This is a genomic window from Pseudarthrobacter sp. R1, from assembly GCF_024494415.1.
Lineage (GTDB): Bacteria > Actinomycetota > Actinomycetes > Actinomycetales > Micrococcaceae > Arthrobacter.
The window spans coordinates 563,923-578,658 of sequence record NZ_JAMKFI010000007.1; the positions used below are offsets into that span (position 1 = coordinate 563,923).

Below are 14,736 nucleotides of genomic sequence, written 5' to 3' on the forward strand. Positions count from 1 at the left end.
AAGCTTACGGGCAGAACCAGCACTGCCCATGCCGTAGGGTCTTAGCGTGAACTGGTTTGAGGCGGCCCTGCTGGGCCTTGTGCAGGGACTGACCGAATTTCTACCGATTTCATCAAGCGCCCATCTGCGGATCGTGGGGCAGTTCCTGCCGAACGCCGCCGACCCCGGCGCCGCTTTTACTGCCATCACCCAGCTGGGTACCGAAACAGCGGTCTTGATCTATTTCTGGCGGGACATCGTCCGGATCGTGAAGGCGTGGGCCGGTTCCCTCGCCGGAAAAGTCTCCAGGCAGGACCCTGACGCCAGGATGGGCTGGCTTGTCATCCTGGGCAGCCTGCCCATCGTGGTGCTGGGCCTGCTGTTCCAGGACCAGATCGAGTCGGTGCTCCGCAGCATGTGGATTGTGGCCACTATGCTGATCGTGTTCGGACTGTTCCTTGCCGTTGCGGACGCAGTGGGCAAGCAGGAACGGGACCTCAGCCGGCTGACCTACAAGCACGGCATCCTCTACGGCCTTGCCCAGGCGATGGCGCTCATCCCCGGCGTGTCCAGGTCCGGCGGCACCATCACAGCGGGCCTCCTGATGGGCTACACCCGTGAAGCAGCGGCACGGTACTCGTTCCTGCTGGCCATTCCCGCGGTGTTCGGCAGCGGGCTGTTCCAGCTCTACAAAACCGTGTCCAATGAGGGCATCACCGGCCCCTACGGACTTCCCGAAACAGCCCTGGCCACCGTGATCGCCCTCGTGGTGGGCTACATCATCATCGGCTGGTTCCTGAAGTTCGTCTCCACCCGGAGCTACCGCCTCTTCGTCTGGTACCGGATCTTCCTGGGCCTGGCCCTGTACCTCCTTCTCGGTTTCAATGTCATCAGCGCCTAGCACTAGGCTGGGCGTGTGAAATCCTGGATCTCCCGCCCTGTTCCCGACGTGCCCGGCAGCATGCCGGCCATCCGGTTGTTCGATACCGCTGTGGGCCGCGAGGTGGCCCTGGAAACAGATGGCCGGCCCTCCATGTACGTTTGCGGCATCACGCCCTACGACGCCACGCACATGGGCCACGCCGCGAGCTACGTCGCGTTCGACCTCCTCAACCGCGTTTGGCGCGATGCCGGCCATGAGGTGTCCTATGTCCAGAACGTGACGGACGTGGATGATCCCCTGTTGGAACGCGCCACAGCCACCGGCGTGGACTGGCGGGACCCCGCTGCAAGCCAGATTGAGCTTTTCCAGACGGACATGGAAGCGCTCAACGTCCTCGCGCCGGACCACTACGTCGGCGCCGTCGAGTCCATCTCCCTGATCGTGCCCGAGGTGGAGCGGCTGGTCAGCCTGGGGCTGGCCTACAAGGTGCAGGGCACCAACGGCGAGCCGGACGGGGATGTCTATTACGACGTCGAGGCCGCCGGCAAGCAGTCCGCGTCACCGGACGCCTGGTCCCTGGGATCCATCTCCGGCCTCGCCGAAAGTGAAATGCTGGAGCTCTTCGCCGAACGTGGCGGTGACCCCGGCCGCTCCGGAAAGCGCCAGGCGCTGGACCCGCTGCTGTGGCGGGTGGCACGGGAAGGCGAGCCCAGCTGGCCCGGCGGCATCTTGGGAGCCGGCCGGCCCGGCTGGCATATCGAGTGCACGGTCATTGCGCAGAAGTACCTGCCCTCGCCCTTTACCGTCCAGGGCGGCGGGTCGGACCTGATCTTCCCGCATCACGAAATGGGTGCCGGCCACGCGTTTTCACTGGCCGGAGTCCCGCTTGCAAGGCATTATGCCCACGCCGGAATGGTGGGGCTGGACGGCGAGAAGATGAGCAAGTCCAAGGGCAACCTGGTGCTGGTGTCGAAGCTGCGCGCCGCGGGGGAGGACCCGGCAGCCATCCGGCTCGCCATCCTTGCCCACCACTACCGTTCGGACTGGTCCTGGACGGACGAAGGATTCGCTGCCGCCAAGTCAGACCTGGCGTCATGGCGCCGTGCGCTGGACCACGCCCACGAAGGCTCCGCGGAACCGCTGATCGTGGAGATGCGGGCAGCCCTTGCCGCTGACCTGGACGCCCCCGCTGCCGTTGCAGCGGTCTCGAGCTGGGCACGGCAGGCGAACGACGCCGGCGCTGCCGCCAGCCCTGCAGACCAGCACCTGGTAAAGGACGCCGTCGATGCCCTTTTGGGCATCCGGCTTTGAACTGTCAGTCCCCGGCGTAACGCCGGGGACTGACACGTACAGGAAGCCCGCCGTCAGGGCCTGTCCTGGCCCCGCCGTTTGAGGTAACGCTCAAACTCTCGGGCAATGGACTCGCCCGTGGCTTCCGGAAGGTCAGCGGTGTCTTTGGCCTCTTCCAACTGCCGCACGTAGGCCGCGATTTCCGGGTCCTCGGTGGCCAGTTCGTCGACGCCCCGCTCCCACGCGTCAGCTTCCTCTGCGAGCTCGTGCGTGTCCAGGGGAACCTGGAGCAGCTCCTCGATCCGGTGGAGGAGGGCCAGCTGCGCCTTCGGCGATGGCGCCTGCGCAACATAGTGGGGGACGGCGGCCCACAGCGAGACTGTGGGGATGCCTGCCAGGAGGGACACCTCGGAGAGAACTCCGACAATGCCCACCGGGCCTTCGTACTGCGAGGCTTCCAGGTTCATGCGTTCCCGCAGCGGTGCGTCGTCGGAGGAGGTGCTTACCGGAATGGGCCGGCTATGCGGAACATCTGCCAGCAGTGCGCCCACCAGGACTACATAGTCGACGTTCAGCGCTTCGGCGTGCACCAGGAGTTCTGCCGTGTAAGCCCGCCATTTATAGGACGGCTCGGTGCCCTGGACAAAAATGACGTCAACGTTCGAGCCGGGTGCGCTGGCCTTGTAGATCCGGGTGGAGGGCCACTTGATCTTGCGTTCCCCGGCAGCATTCCTGCGCACGGTGGGCCTTGTGAACTGGAAATCGTAGTACTCGTCTGCGTCTATGGACGCCACTTTCTTGCCGCCCCAGAGCTTATTGAGGTAGCGCAGCGAGTCGCTTGCAGCCTCCCCGGCGTCGTTCCAGCCTTCAAAGGCGGCCAGCATCACTGTGACGCGCTGCCCGTCAGCCACAGGCTGCAGGAAGCGCTCACGGGCGGGTCCGGCACCCGGGTCGGTGGTGTCTCCCTCGAAGCTATTCATTTCTTCACCCTACGTCCAAGGAGCGGGGTCTTGCATTGAATGAAGCGCCGAAAAATGCGTCTCAATCTCGCGAACAGGCGGCAGGACCGGCCGTATTCGCCGAGGGCGTAGCCACAGCCCCCGTCCAGACAGTCCCCGTAGACTGGGGGCATGCGACCGCCAGCCACCAGTTCCCCGCTCAAAGCCGTCCTCTGGGACATGGACGGCACCATCGTGGATACGGAGCCCTACTGGATAGCGGCAGAACATGCGCTGGTGGAAGCCCATGGCGGAACCTGGTCCCATGAGCAGGCCATGCAGCTTGTAGGACAGTCTTTGACGTTCTCCGCCGGCCTCCTCCAGCAGGCCGGCGTCGATCTTGGGATCCGCGAGATCATTGACACCCTCACTGCCGAAGTAGTGGCCAGCGTTAGGCGTCAGGTGCCGTGGCGCCCGGGTGCGCGGGAGCTCCTGGAAGACCTCCACCTTGCCGGCGTGCGGTGCGCCCTAGTGACCATGTCCGAGGGGCCGCTGGCCCGGGAGGTGGTGTCAAGCCTTCCCCGCCCCTACTTCGAAGTGGTAGTCACCGGGGATACCGTGGCGCAAGGAAAGCCGCACCCGGAGGCGTACCTGAAAGCCGTGGAACTGCTCCAGGAAGACGACCCCGGCCTGGCGATCCACCACTGCGTGGCGCTTGAAGATTCGGAACCGGGCGTGGCGGCGGCAGTGGCGTCCGGGGTGGCCACCGTCGCCATTCCCCACATCGTTCCGCTGCCTGAGGACGGGCGGTACACGTTATGGGAGTCCCTGGCGGGACGGTCCCTGGCTGATCTTGAGGACCTGGTGGTGGCCCGCTCAGCGGCGCCGTCCGCTGCAACACCGGCCGGACTGCTGGAGACTTCCCATGACTGAGACGGCGGCCCCGGTCCGCCGGGAGGGAATTCCGTTGGGCAGGATTGCCGGTGTTCCGGTTGTCCTGGCTTATTCATGGTTCCTCATCGCCGCCTTTACCGTGATTGTCTACGGGCCGGTACTTGGCCGGAACAACCCTGCCCTTGGTGCCAGCGCCTACGTCATCGCTTTCGCCTACGCTGTCCTGCTGCTCGTCTCCGTCCTGGTCCACGAACTGGCGCATGCCCTGACGGCCAAGATCTATGGCTGGCCAACCCAGAAGATCGTGCTCAACCTCTGGGGCGGGCATACGCAGTTCGAGAGCTTCACTGCCACCCCTGGACGGTCCGTGCTGGTTGCCCTTGCCGGCCCCGCCGCCAACTTTGTCCTGGCCGCAGGCGCCTGGCTGCTTCTGACCGGTGCGACCCTGGGCAGCGTCGCCGAGATCCTTACCAACATCTTTATGTGGGCAAACTTCCTCATTGCCGTCTTCAACGTCCTGCCGGGGCTCCCGCTGGATGGAGGCCGACTGGTGGAATCCGCCGTCTGGAAGGCCACCGGCAGCCAAGCCAAGGGAACGGTGGCAGCAGGTTGGGGCGGCCGCCTCATCGTGGTTGCGCTCGGCTACTGGTTCATCCTCCGGCCACTGCTTGCCGGTGACTCACCGGAGTTCAGCCTGCTCATGATTACCGTGCTTGTGGGCGGCTTCCTGTGGATGGGCGCCTCGGCCGCCATCCAGCAGGGAACGCTGCGCGGACGGCTGCATCTGGTCAGCGCGGCAGGATTGTCGACGCCCGCCGTCGGCCTGCCTGCCACGGCGTCGGTGCAGGACGCACTCCGGCTTGGCGCACCGGACAAAACGTCAGTGGTGGTGTACGGCCAGGGCGGACGCCCCGAGGCCGTCGTTGATCCTGCTGCGCTGGCTTCGGTTCCGGCCGCTGCTGCCGGTGCAACTCCCATCACTGCTGTGTCCTATGCCCTTGCCGCGGGCGCCTACGTACCGGAATGGTCGAAGGGACAGGAACTCCTGCACTTCCTCTCCCAGCTCGAAGGACGGGACTACGCCGTAGTGGACCACAACGGCAGGGTGACCGGGCTGCTCTCCCAGGACGCGGTGCTGTCCGCGATCACGGGCAGGCGCCAGCAACCCGGTAGGCACCCGCAGGGCAGGAACCGGTAGAGTTACCTGCCGGTCGTGCATTGCCGCCGCAGAAGCCACAATGTCCTTAAGGACATTCGCGCGGGGGCACCACAGTTTTACAGGAGCGAGGAAAATCATGAGCAGCGAAACTGCCGTCAACGAAGCCACAGCAGCAGCCCAGTCCGGTGTTGCCGCCAGCGGCTCGCAGCCGGTGGGAGCTGCCCGTCGCCGCGGTCCCTTCCGGGAAGGCGAACGCGTGCAGTTGACCGACGAGCGGGGGCGCATGAACACGATCACCCTCGAAAGTGGCGGCGCTTTCCATACCCACCGCGGTTTCCTTAACCACGATGACATCATCGGCAAGGTTGACGGCTCCGTAGTGGTCAACAACGTGGGCCAGCAGTACCAGACCCTGCGCCCGCTGCTCTCCGATTTCGTCCTCTCCATGCCCCGCGGAGCTGCGGTGGTGTATCCCAAGGATGCCGGGCAGATCGTTACCATGGCCGATATCTTCCCCGGTGCCCGGGTAGTGGAAGCAGGAGTTGGGTCCGGCGCCCTCTCCATCTCGCTGCTCCGCGCGGTGGGAGACAACGGCTACCTGCACTCCTTTGAACGGCGTGAAGAGTTCGCGGATATCGCCCGCGGAAACGTTGAGACGATCTTCGGCGGCCCGCACCCTGCCTGGCAGATCTCCCTTGGCGACTTCCAGGAGGAAGTGGTGCGCAGCGAGGCCCCGGGCTCCGTGGACCGGGTGGTCCTGGACATGCTCGCGCCCTGGGAGTGCCTCGATGCCGTGGCTACGGTCCTGGCCCCGGGCGGCGTGTGGATCAACTACGTGGCAACTGTTACCCAGCTCTCCAGGACAGCGGAGGCCATTCGCGCCGACGGCCGGTTTACTGAGCCGGACGCCTGGGAGTCCATGGTCCGTGGCTGGCACCTCGAGGGCCTCGCCGTCCGCCCCGACCACCGCATGGTGGCCCACACCGGCTTCCTGCTGGTGACCCGCCGGCTGGCCGACGGCGTCACTGGCATTTCCGTCAAACGGCGCCCCTCGAAGACAGACTTTAACGAGGAAGACGTCAACGCCTGGACGCCGGGCGCGGTGGGGGAGCGGCTGGTCTCGGACAAAAAGCTCCGGCGCGCCGCCCGCGATGCCATTGCGGGCACAAACGTCAAGGACACGCCGGACATCACGAACTAGTCCATATTTCGGGAGTCTCCCACCCTACCTGCCATCTTGGGACTAAGGTCTTAATAGAAGCGCAGGAAGGGGCTGATACATCATGGAGACGCCAAACCAGGACTCCGGACGTACACCGGCAGAGCAGTCTGCCGCCAACGACCTCTCGGTTGCCGACCGCCAGGTCAACATCCTTAGGGACAAGCTCAGGCACATCGACCGCCAGTTGGCTGCGGCAACGCAGAACAATACCAAGCTGGTCACGATGCTTGAGGCCGCGAAGGCCGAGATTCTCCGGCTGAAGAACGCGTTGGACCAGGAAGGACAACCTCCCTACAGCTTCGGCACCATTCTCCAGCTGAACCCCCGGAGGCAGCCCTCACCGGGCAGCAGCGGGCAGGCGGCCACTGAAGAATCAGTGGACATCTTCAACGCCGGCCGGAAAATGCGGGTGGGCATCAGCCCGCTGGTGAACATCAACCAGCTGGCCGTGGGCCAGGAAGTCCTGCTCAACGAGGCGCTCCTCGTAGTCGCCGGGCTCGGTTACGAGCGGGCGGGCGAACTGGCCACCCTGAAGGAGATGCTCGGCTCGGACCGCGTTCTCGTGGTGGGACGGGCGGACGAGGAGCGGGTGGTCCGGCTTTCCGGTGCGCTGCTCGCCGAAAAGCTCCGGGTGGGCGATGCCCTCTCCATCGACTCAAGGACCGGCTACGCGCTGGAGAAAGTGCCGCGGTCCGAGGTGGAGAACCTGGTCCTGGAAGAGGTCCCGGACATTACGTATGAGGACATCGGTGGACTTGGACCGCAGATCGAACAGATCCGCGACGCCGTCGAACTGCCCTTCCTGCATCCGGACCTTTACCGGGAACACGGCCTGAAGGCGCCCAAAGGCATCCTGCTTTACGGCCCTCCCGGCTGCGGCAAGACGCTCATCGCCAAGGCGGTGGCCAATTCACTTGCTGCCCGTGCCGCCGAGCGCTCCGGAAACGTGGACCTGAAAAGCTACTTCCTGAACATCAAGGGCCCCGAACTCCTGGACAAGTATGTAGGCGAAACGGAGCGCCACATCCGGCTCATCTTCTCCCGCGCCCGGGAAAAGGCGTCAGACGGCAGCCCCGTCGTGGTCTTTTTCGACGAGATGGACTCGCTGTTCCGCACCCGCGGCACAGGGATTTCGTCCGACGTCGAAACCACCATCGTGCCCCAGCTGCTCAGCGAGATCGATGGTGTGGAGCGGCTGGACAACGTGATCGTGATCGGCGCGTCCAACCGTGAGGACATGATCGACCCCGCAATCCTTCGGCCCGGCCGGCTGGATGTCAAGGTCAAAATCCACCGCCCGGATGCCGAGGCTGCTGCGGACATCTTCAACAAGTACATCACTCCGGACCTGCCGTTCCACGAGTCCGACCTCGCCGAGCACGATGGTGACGTCCAGGCAACGGTGGACGCCATGGTCCAGCGCACGGTGGAAGCCATGTACTCCACGGACAAGTCGAACGAGTTCCTGGAAGTCACATACGCCAATGGTGACACCGAGATGCTGTACTTCAAGGACTTCAACTCCGGCGCCGTGGTGCAGAACGTGGTGGACCGGGCGAAAAAGTACGCCATCAAGGATCTGTTGACCACCCACCAGAAGGGGCTGCGGATCGAGCACCTGCTGCGGGCCGTGGTGGACGAGTTCCGCGAACACGAGGACATGCCCAATACCACCAATCCGGACGACTGGGCCCGGATCTCCGGCAAGAAGGGTGAACGGATTACGTACATCCGCACCATCGTTCAGGGCAAAGCCGGCCAGGAACCTGGAAAGTCGATCGAAACAATGCCGACCACAGGGCAGTATCTATGACGGCTGCGCAGGAACCTGCCGCCGGGGGAGCCCTCCCCGCAGGCGGGGCCTTGCGGGTCATGGGAGCAGAAACCGAATACGGCATCCATGCCCCGTCCGCCCCGTCGGCGAACGCCACCATGATGAGCGCGAGAGTGGTCCAGGCATATGCCCAGGTGACCCGTCAGCGTGCGGCCGGCGGGGCGGAAACGCGGTGGGACTACACCGACGAGGAACCCCTCCATGACGCACGGGGCTGGACGGTGGACAGGGGATCCGCGCACCCCAGCCAGCTGACCGACCAGCCGCCGGTGCTGGACGCGGAAGCCGTTGCGCTGGCCTACGGCCGGGAGGAACTCGAACTCGACGGGCAGGATGAGTCCGGCACCCTCCTGATGAACATGGTCCTCGGCAACGGGGCCAGGTTGTACGTGGACCATGCCCATCCCGAGTATTCAAGCCCTGAGGTGACGAACCCCCATGATGCCGTCACGTGGGACGCTGCCGGCGACCTCGTGGCGCTGGCCTCGGTGCGGCGGCTGTCCGCTGATCCCGACCTCCCACCGGTGAACCTCTACAAGAACAACACAGACAACAAATCGGTGTCCTACGGGTCCCACGAGAACTACCTCATGCCCCGCTCCGTTCCGTTCGGGGACATCGTCCGCGGGTTGACGCCCTTCTTCGTCAGCCGCCAGATCCTCTGCGGGTCCGGCCGGGTGGGGATCGGACAGGACGCTTCCACCCCCGGCTACCAGATCAGCCAGCGGGCCGATTTCTTCGAAGCCGAAGTGGGCCTCGAAACCACCATCCGGCGTCCCATCATCAACACGCGGGACGAACCGCACTCCACCGCGGACAAATACCGCCGCCTGCATGTCATCATCGGTGATGCCAACCTCAGCCAGGTCTCCAACTACCTGAAGTTCGGGACCACGGCCATGGTCCTCAGCCTTATCGAAGCCGGGCTCGCGCCAAAAATCGAGGTGTACGAACCGGTGGCCGCCCTGCAAACTGTCAGCCACGACACCTCCCTTACCGATACACATCGGCCGCTGGACGGCAGGCGTGTCACAGCCCTTGACCTCCAGTGGATGTATCACGAGGCCGCTGCAAAGCTGGCACAGGACACCGGGGTCGGTGACGCCGTGGACGGCGATGGCCACACCCACGACGTGCTGGACCGGTGGGCCACCGTCCTCACTCAACTGGACAATGACCGGGCAGCGGCTGCCCGGTCCGTTGAGTGGGTCGCGAAGCTCTCGCTCCTTGAGGGTTACCGCGAACGTGACGGCCTGGCGTGGAACGACGCCCGGCTTGGGCTGGTTGACCTTCAGTGGGCCGACATCAGGCCGGAAAAAGGCCTGTACTACCGCTTCCTCGCCAGGAACCGCGTGGACAGGATTGTCGACGACGGCGCCATAGCGGCTGCCGTGGGTGAGCCGCCGCCGGACACCCGTGCGTTCTTCCGGGGCAAGTGCATCAGCAGCTTCGGCAAGGACGTGGTGGGGGCCAGCTGGGACTCGGTCATCTTCGACGTTCCGGGCTACGGCAGGCTTCAGCGGGTGCCCACCCGGGAACCCCTTCGGGGAACCAAAGCCCTGACCGGAGCGTTATTTGAGCGCTACCGGGAAGCAGGCCCCTTCCTCGCGGAACTCCTGGGACACAACAGAACTCCGCCTGCGGCATAAACCGCGCCGGAGGGCCTGCATCGTGGCAGGATTGGCATATCGGAGGATCCGCCGGATCCGACGGCAGGAAAGGGAGAGGTAAAGATGGCAGGCCAGGAGCAGCAGCAGCCGCAATCACGCGATACCCAGGTCGACGAGGACATTCCCGAGGCCCCGCCCGCGCCCCCCGAAGCGCAGGCATCAGCATCAACCGAAGGCGTGGATGACCTCCTCGACGAGATCGACGGAGTGCTCGAATCCAACGCCGAGGAGTTCGTGCGGGCCTTCGTCCAAAAAGGCGGCCAGTAACCCGGACCGGTGGGTGGCGGATGCCGCGGACGGCCGGAATCTGTACCGACGTTGAAGAACTACGTTCAAGGAGTGCATGAGTGCAGGAATCAACCGCCAACCAGGTAGCCGCCAACGCCACCTCGTCCTTTACGGAACATCTGCAGCGGGACCGGCCGGAACTCCTGCCGTATAACAGGGGGCATCAGGCCGCCGTGCCCGGGACCCCTCCGCTGCAGGTTCCGCATGCCACCACCATTGTGGCCATGAGCTACGCCGGCGGTGTGCTGATGGCCGGGGACCGGCGGGCCACCATGGGCAACGTGATAGCCAGCAGGCACATTGAAAAAGTCTTCCCTGCCGACCGTTATTCCGTCCTCGGCATCGCCGGCACTGCCGGCATAGCGATTGACCTCACCCGACTGTTCCAGGTGGAACTGGAACACTACGAGAAAATAGAGGGCACCCTCCTCAGCCTGGAAGGCAAAGCCAACAGGCTGGGAGCGATGATCCGCGGCAACCTGCCCCTCGCCATGCAGGGACTCGCCGTGGTGCCGCTCTTCGCCGGCTTTGATACCAGCGCCGGCGTGGGAAGGCTGTTCTCCTATGACGTTACGGGGGGCCGGTACGAGGAACACGAGCACCATACTGTCGGTTCAGGCTCTGTTTTTGCCCGGGGCGCCCTGAAAAAGCTCTGGCGTCCAAACCTGAGCGAGGATGAAGCGGTATCCGTCGCCGTCGAAGCCCTCTACGACGCCGCCGACGACGATTCCGCCACGGGCGGACCGGATACCGTCCGTCAGCTTTGGCCTGTCATTTACACCGTGGACAGGGCAGGCGCACGGCGGGTAGCCGAGAACGTGCTCGCGGCGGCCGCCGGACACATCATCGAGGCCCGCACCAACGCCGGACGGGAGGCCTGAGATGACCCAGCAGTTTTACGTATCGCCAGAGCAGCTAATGAAGGACCGTGCGGATTTCGCACGGAAGGGAATAGCCCGAGGCAGGTCAGTTGCGGTCATCAGCTGCGCGGACGGCATTGCCCTGGTCGCCGAGAACCCCTCCCCGTCCCTGCATAAGATCGGCGAGATTTACGACAAGATCGCATTCGCGGCCGTCGGGAAGTACAACGAATTCGAAAGCCTCCGGCAGGCCGGCGTCAGGTACGCGGACGTCCGCGGTTACTCATACGACCGCGAGGACGTTACCGCCCGCGGCCTCGCCAGCGTCTATGCACAAAGTCTCGGCGCAGTATTTACCGCCGAGCAGAAGCCATTTGAGGTTGAACTCGCAGTGGCGGAGGTAGGTCCCACCCAGGCCGAGGACCACCTCTACCGCCTGACATTCGACGGCTCCATTGCAGACGAGCACCAGTTTGTTGTGATGGGCGGCCAGGCAGACAAGGTGTCCTCAGCCATCGATCAGGGCTGGCGGAGTTCAATGAGCTTTGCAGACGCCCTGCGGCTTGCCACGGCAGCACTGGTTCCGGCCACCGAGACCGGCGAACAGCCAAAGGCATTGCCTGTACAGGCCGTGGAAGTTGCCGTGCTGGACAGGTCATCGGAGAGCTCGCGGGGTTCGCGGCGCGCCTTCCGCAGGCTCGACGACGCGGATATCACTGCATTGCTGGCCTAGGAGGACAGATGGACAAGAGAATCTTCGGTATCGAAACGGAATTCGGGATTTCGTATTCCAGCCCCGACTCGAGGCCTCTTGCCCCGGAGGAGGTGGCCCGGTACCTCTTCCGCAAGGTGGTCAGCTGGGGCCGTTCATCCAACGTCTTCCTCACCAACGGCTCGAGGCTGTACCTCGACGTCGGCTCCCATCCCGAATATGCCACGGCCGAGTGTGACGACCTCGCGCAGCTGATCGCACATGACCGGGCAGGGGAGCTGATTCTCGATGACCTCGTGGACGAGGCGCAGGCCCGCCTCGGGGCTGAGGGCTTCAACGGCACAGTCTATTTGTTCAAGAACAACACTGACTCCGCCGGGAACTCCTACGGCAGCCATGAGAATTACCTGATTCCCCGCCGCGGTGAATTTTCCCGGCTGGCCGAGATCCTGATTCCCTTCCTGGTCACCCGGCAGCTCATCGCCGGCGCCGGGAAAATCCTGAAGACCCCGCACGGTGCAACTTTCGCCTTCTCCCAGCGGGCGGACCATATCTGGGAAGGGGTCTCCTCGGCCACGACCCGATCCCGCCCCATCATTAACACCCGCGACGAACCGCACGCGGATGCCGAGTTCTACCGCCGGCTGCACGTCATCGTCGGCGATTCGAATATGTCCGAAGCCACGGCCCTGATGAAGGTGGGCACCGTTGACCTGGTCCTGAGAATGATCGAGGCAGGGGTCATTATGCGGGACATGCGGATGGAAAACCCCATCCGCAGCATCCGCGAAATCTCCCATGACCTCAGCGGCCGGGCACTGGTCCGTCTCGCCAACGGGCGCCAGCTTACCGCTTTGGAAATCCAGCAGGAGTACCTCACCAAGGTAACTGCCTTCGTCAAAGAGCACGGTGCCCACAACTCCCATGTCCCGGTGATCCTCGACCTCTGGGAACGTACGTTGAAGGCCATCGAAAGCGGCGACACCCGGGGCATCGACACCGAAATTGACTGGGCCATCAAAAAGAAGCTGATGGACAACTACCGGGAACGCCACGGGCTCGGGCTGGACGCCCCCCGGATAGCCCAGCTTGACCTGACCTATCACGACATCTCCCGCAGCCGCGGCCTCTACTACCTGCTTCAGGGCCGCGGGGCCGTCAGGCGGATTGTGGACGACACCGTTATCAAGGACGCCGTTGACGCGCCGCCGCAGACCACGCGCGCAAAGCTTCGCGGTGACTTTGTCCGGCGGGCGCAGGAGTTGGGCCGGGACTACACCGTGGACTGGGTGCACCTGAAACTGAACGACCGGGCACACCAGACCATCCTGTGCAAGGATCCGTTCCGCAGCGTCGATGATCGCGTGGATGCCCTTCTCGACTCTATGGGCTGACACCCAGCTTCAGGGGCTATTCTGGATAGGGCCCATTAAAGGCCCTGCCGCGGTGCCGCCCGCCCGAGTTGCGGACCACCGCCTCCATCTTGCCCCGACGAAAGTTCTCTTACGTGCGCCGACTACTAGCGATCCTTCTTCCCGCTCTGCTGCTGTTGACCGCCTGCGGCGGTTCAACCGCGGAGCCGGAACCCACCAGCAAGTCCGCTGGCGAGACTGCAAAGTTCGACTCCCTCAAACTGACCGATAACGGGGACAAAAAAGCTCCGGGCGTGGAGTTCACCAAGCCGCTGGAAGTGGCAGAACCTACCGTCAAGGTGGTCACGGAGGGCGATGGCGACCCAGTGAAGGCTAACCAGATCGCCAACATCTCCATCCTCGCCCTGAACGGTACGGATGGATCCACTCTCGAGGACACGTTCGCCAGCGAGCCCGAGCCCTTGGAGCTCAACGAGGAATTGAAGACCGGCAGCGAAGTCATCTACAACGCGTTCGTGGGCGCAAAGGTAGGTTCCAGCCTGGCACTCGCTGTTCCGGGGCAGCAGGGTGCAGCCGCCCCCAGCCCCTCGGACGGCGCCAGCCCCGCCCCGTCCGCCGCAGCCCAGCCCACCCAGCTGCTGATTATCAAAATCCTTTCAGCCTCCGATGTGACCCCGGTGCTTGAGAAGCCCGAAGGTGAGACAGTCACCCCGCCTGCCGGCCTGCCCACCGTCACTGAGAAAGACGGCGTTCCGGAGATCTCCGTCGAAGGAGTTGCCGCTCCCACCGCCTTGGTCTCCCAGGATCTCATCAAGGGCAACGGCGCCGCTGTCAAGGAGTCCGACACCCTGACGGTGAACTACGTGGGCGTCAACCTGGTGGGCGGAACGAAATTCGACTCAAGCTTCGACCGTGGCGAGCCCGCCTCCTTCCCCCTTACCGGCGTCATCAAGGGCTGGACCCAGGGCCTGGCCGGCAAGACCGTAGGCTCACGCGTCCTGCTGGTGATCCCCAAGGACCTGGCCTACGGCGACGCCGGCCAGGGCGAAGCCAAGGGTGATCTTGTCTTCGTAGTGGACATCCTCGGAGCCAAGTAGCAACAATGGCAACAGGCCCGGCCACCGCCGCGGCATCCAAGCAACTCACCAACTACAGGACATTAAGGAGCAACCATGTCTTTTGGACAGCGGGATTTTGACCGCCAGAAGCCCGAAATCGACTTCCCCGAGGGCGACGTTCCCACGGAACTCGTCATCACCGACCTCATCGAGGGGGACGGCCGCGAAGCACAGGCCGGAGACACCGTTTCCACCCACTACGTTGGAGTCGCCTGGTCCACGGGTGAGGAATTCGACGCCTCCTGGGGCCGCGGCGCACCGCTGGACTTCCGGGTGGGAGTCGGGCAGGTCATCCAGGGCTGGGACCAGGGCCTCCTGGGCATGAAGGTTGGCGGCCGCCGCCGCCTCGAAATTCCTTCAGAGCTTGCCTACGGTTCCCGTGGCGCCGGCGGGGCAATCGCTCCCAACGAAGCCCTGATCTTCGTGGTTGACCTCGTGGGCGTCCGCTGACCCCAGCAGAAATCCGTGCGGAGCGCGGCGGCAACAGGACCATCACATCCTGTTGCTGCCGCGCTT

Annotated in this window: 14 protein-coding genes; 13 read left to right on the forward strand and 1 reads right to left on the reverse strand. The window is 64.4% G+C overall.

Features of this window, described 5'->3' with window-relative positions:
• Positions 1-46 precede the first annotated feature (46 nt).
• Together M8J71_RS10460 and mshC are read left to right on the forward strand one after the other, a co-directional pair.
• Positions 47-880 carry an undecaprenyl-diphosphate phosphatase gene (locus M8J71_RS10460; protein WP_256247835.1) on the forward strand — a complete coding sequence of 278 codons (834 nt, stop codon included), beginning with the start codon at positions 47-49 and terminating at the stop codon, positions 878-880.
• Positions 881-895: 15 nt separating this feature from the next.
• Positions 896-2,173, forward strand: coding sequence for a cysteine--1-D-myo-inosityl 2-amino-2-deoxy-alpha-D-glucopyranoside ligase (mshC, locus tag M8J71_RS10465; protein ID WP_256247836.1), 1,278 nt, complete (start codon positions 896-898; stop codon positions 2,171-2,173).
• Positions 2,174-2,226: 53 nt separating this feature from the next.
• On the opposite strand, the gene M8J71_RS10470 is transcribed toward mshC, so the two are convergent.
• On the reverse strand, positions 2,227-3,132 hold the full coding sequence (locus tag M8J71_RS10470; protein ID WP_163163728.1) for a PAC2 family protein: 906 nt from the start codon (positions 3,130-3,132) through the stop codon (positions 2,227-2,229).
• Positions 3,133-3,282: 150 nt separating this feature from the next.
• Here M8J71_RS10470 and M8J71_RS10475 point away from each other — a divergent pair, with 150 nt between their 5' ends.
• The 11 genes from M8J71_RS10475 to M8J71_RS10525 all read left to right on the forward strand — a co-directional run bounded on the left by M8J71_RS10475 (position 3,283) and on the right by M8J71_RS10525 (position 14,670).
• The gene (locus M8J71_RS10475; RefSeq protein ID WP_256247837.1) at positions 3,283-4,023 is read left to right on the forward strand and encodes an HAD family hydrolase; all 741 of its coding nucleotides are present in this window, start codon (positions 3,283-3,285) and stop codon (positions 4,021-4,023) included.
• Positions 4,016-5,182 (forward strand): site-2 protease family protein, encoded by a 1,167-nt coding sequence (locus tag M8J71_RS10480; protein WP_256247838.1) that lies wholly within the window; start codon positions 4,016-4,018, stop codon positions 5,180-5,182. Before M8J71_RS10475 ends, M8J71_RS10480 begins: the two co-directional genes overlap by 8 nt.
• A 97-nt stretch (positions 5,183-5,279) precedes the next feature.
• A complete protein-coding gene (locus M8J71_RS10485; protein ID WP_163163734.1) occupies positions 5,280-6,344 on the forward strand; it encodes a tRNA (adenine-N1)-methyltransferase in 1,065 nt (354 codons plus the stop codon).
• Positions 6,345-6,426: 82 nt separating this feature from the next.
• Positions 6,427-8,178, forward strand: coding sequence for a proteasome ATPase (gene arc, locus M8J71_RS10490; protein ID WP_163163736.1), 1,752 nt, complete (start codon positions 6,427-6,429; stop codon positions 8,176-8,178).
• Complete coding sequence (gene dop, locus M8J71_RS10495) at positions 8,175-9,848, forward strand: depupylase/deamidase Dop (protein WP_256247839.1); 1,674 nt, start codon at positions 8,175-8,177, stop codon at positions 9,846-9,848. Before arc ends, dop begins: the two co-directional genes overlap by 4 nt.
• An 84-nt stretch (positions 9,849-9,932) precedes the next feature.
• Positions 9,933-10,136: a ubiquitin-like protein Pup gene (locus M8J71_RS10500; protein WP_141941378.1), complete on the forward strand. Its 204-nt coding sequence runs from the start codon at positions 9,933-9,935 to the stop codon at positions 10,134-10,136.
• Positions 10,137-10,216: 80 nt separating this feature from the next.
• A complete protein-coding gene (prcB, locus tag M8J71_RS10505; RefSeq protein ID WP_256247840.1) occupies positions 10,217-11,038 on the forward strand; it encodes a proteasome subunit beta in 822 nt (273 codons plus the stop codon).
• Between the two features lies 1 nt (position 11,039).
• Positions 11,040-11,750, forward strand: coding sequence for a proteasome subunit alpha (gene prcA, locus M8J71_RS10510; RefSeq protein WP_256247841.1), 711 nt, complete (start codon positions 11,040-11,042; stop codon positions 11,748-11,750).
• A gap of 8 nt (positions 11,751-11,758) precedes the next feature.
• Positions 11,759-13,123: a Pup--protein ligase gene (gene pafA, locus M8J71_RS10515; protein WP_256247842.1), complete on the forward strand. Its 1,365-nt coding sequence runs from the start codon at positions 11,759-11,761 to the stop codon at positions 13,121-13,123.
• Positions 13,124-13,236: 113 nt separating this feature from the next.
• Complete coding sequence (locus tag M8J71_RS10520) at positions 13,237-14,199, forward strand: FKBP-type peptidyl-prolyl cis-trans isomerase (protein ID WP_256247843.1); 963 nt, start codon at positions 13,237-13,239, stop codon at positions 14,197-14,199.
• 75 nt (positions 14,200-14,274) lie between these two features.
• On the forward strand, positions 14,275-14,670 hold the full coding sequence (locus tag M8J71_RS10525) for an FKBP-type peptidyl-prolyl cis-trans isomerase (protein WP_256247844.1): 396 nt from the start codon (positions 14,275-14,277) through the stop codon (positions 14,668-14,670).
• The last annotated feature ends 66 nt before the right edge of the window (positions 14,671-14,736 follow it).

Excerpts from the sequence above, each read along its gene's own strand:
- M8J71_RS10475 (WP_256247837.1), top strand. The coding sequence starts at position 3,283 with ATGCGACCGCCAGCCACCAGTTCCCCGCTCAAAGCCGTCCTCTGGGAC.
- arc (WP_163163736.1), top strand. The coding sequence starts at position 6,427 with ATGGAGACGCCAAACCAGGACTCCGGACGTACACCGGCAGAGCAGTCT.
- M8J71_RS10485 (WP_163163734.1), top strand. The coding sequence starts at position 5,280 with ATGAGCAGCGAAACTGCCGTCAACGAAGCCACAGCAGCAGCCCAGTCC.
- pafA (WP_256247842.1), top strand. The coding sequence starts at position 11,759 with ATGGACAAGAGAATCTTCGGTATCGAAACGGAATTCGGGATTTCGTAT.
- M8J71_RS10470 (WP_163163728.1), bottom strand. The coding sequence starts at position 3,132 with ATGAATAGCTTCGAGGGAGACACCACCGACCCGGGTGCCGGACCCGCC.
- M8J71_RS10525 (WP_256247844.1), top strand. The coding sequence starts at position 14,275 with ATGTCTTTTGGACAGCGGGATTTTGACCGCCAGAAGCCCGAAATCGAC.
- M8J71_RS10500 (WP_141941378.1), top strand. The coding sequence starts at position 9,933 with ATGGCAGGCCAGGAGCAGCAGCAGCCGCAATCACGCGATACCCAGGTC.
- prcA (WP_256247841.1), top strand. The coding sequence starts at position 11,040 with ATGACCCAGCAGTTTTACGTATCGCCAGAGCAGCTAATGAAGGACCGT.
- dop (WP_256247839.1), top strand. The coding sequence starts at position 8,175 with ATGACGGCTGCGCAGGAACCTGCCGCCGGGGGAGCCCTCCCCGCAGGC.
- M8J71_RS10480 (WP_256247838.1), top strand. The coding sequence starts at position 4,016 with ATGACTGAGACGGCGGCCCCGGTCCGCCGGGAGGGAATTCCGTTGGGC.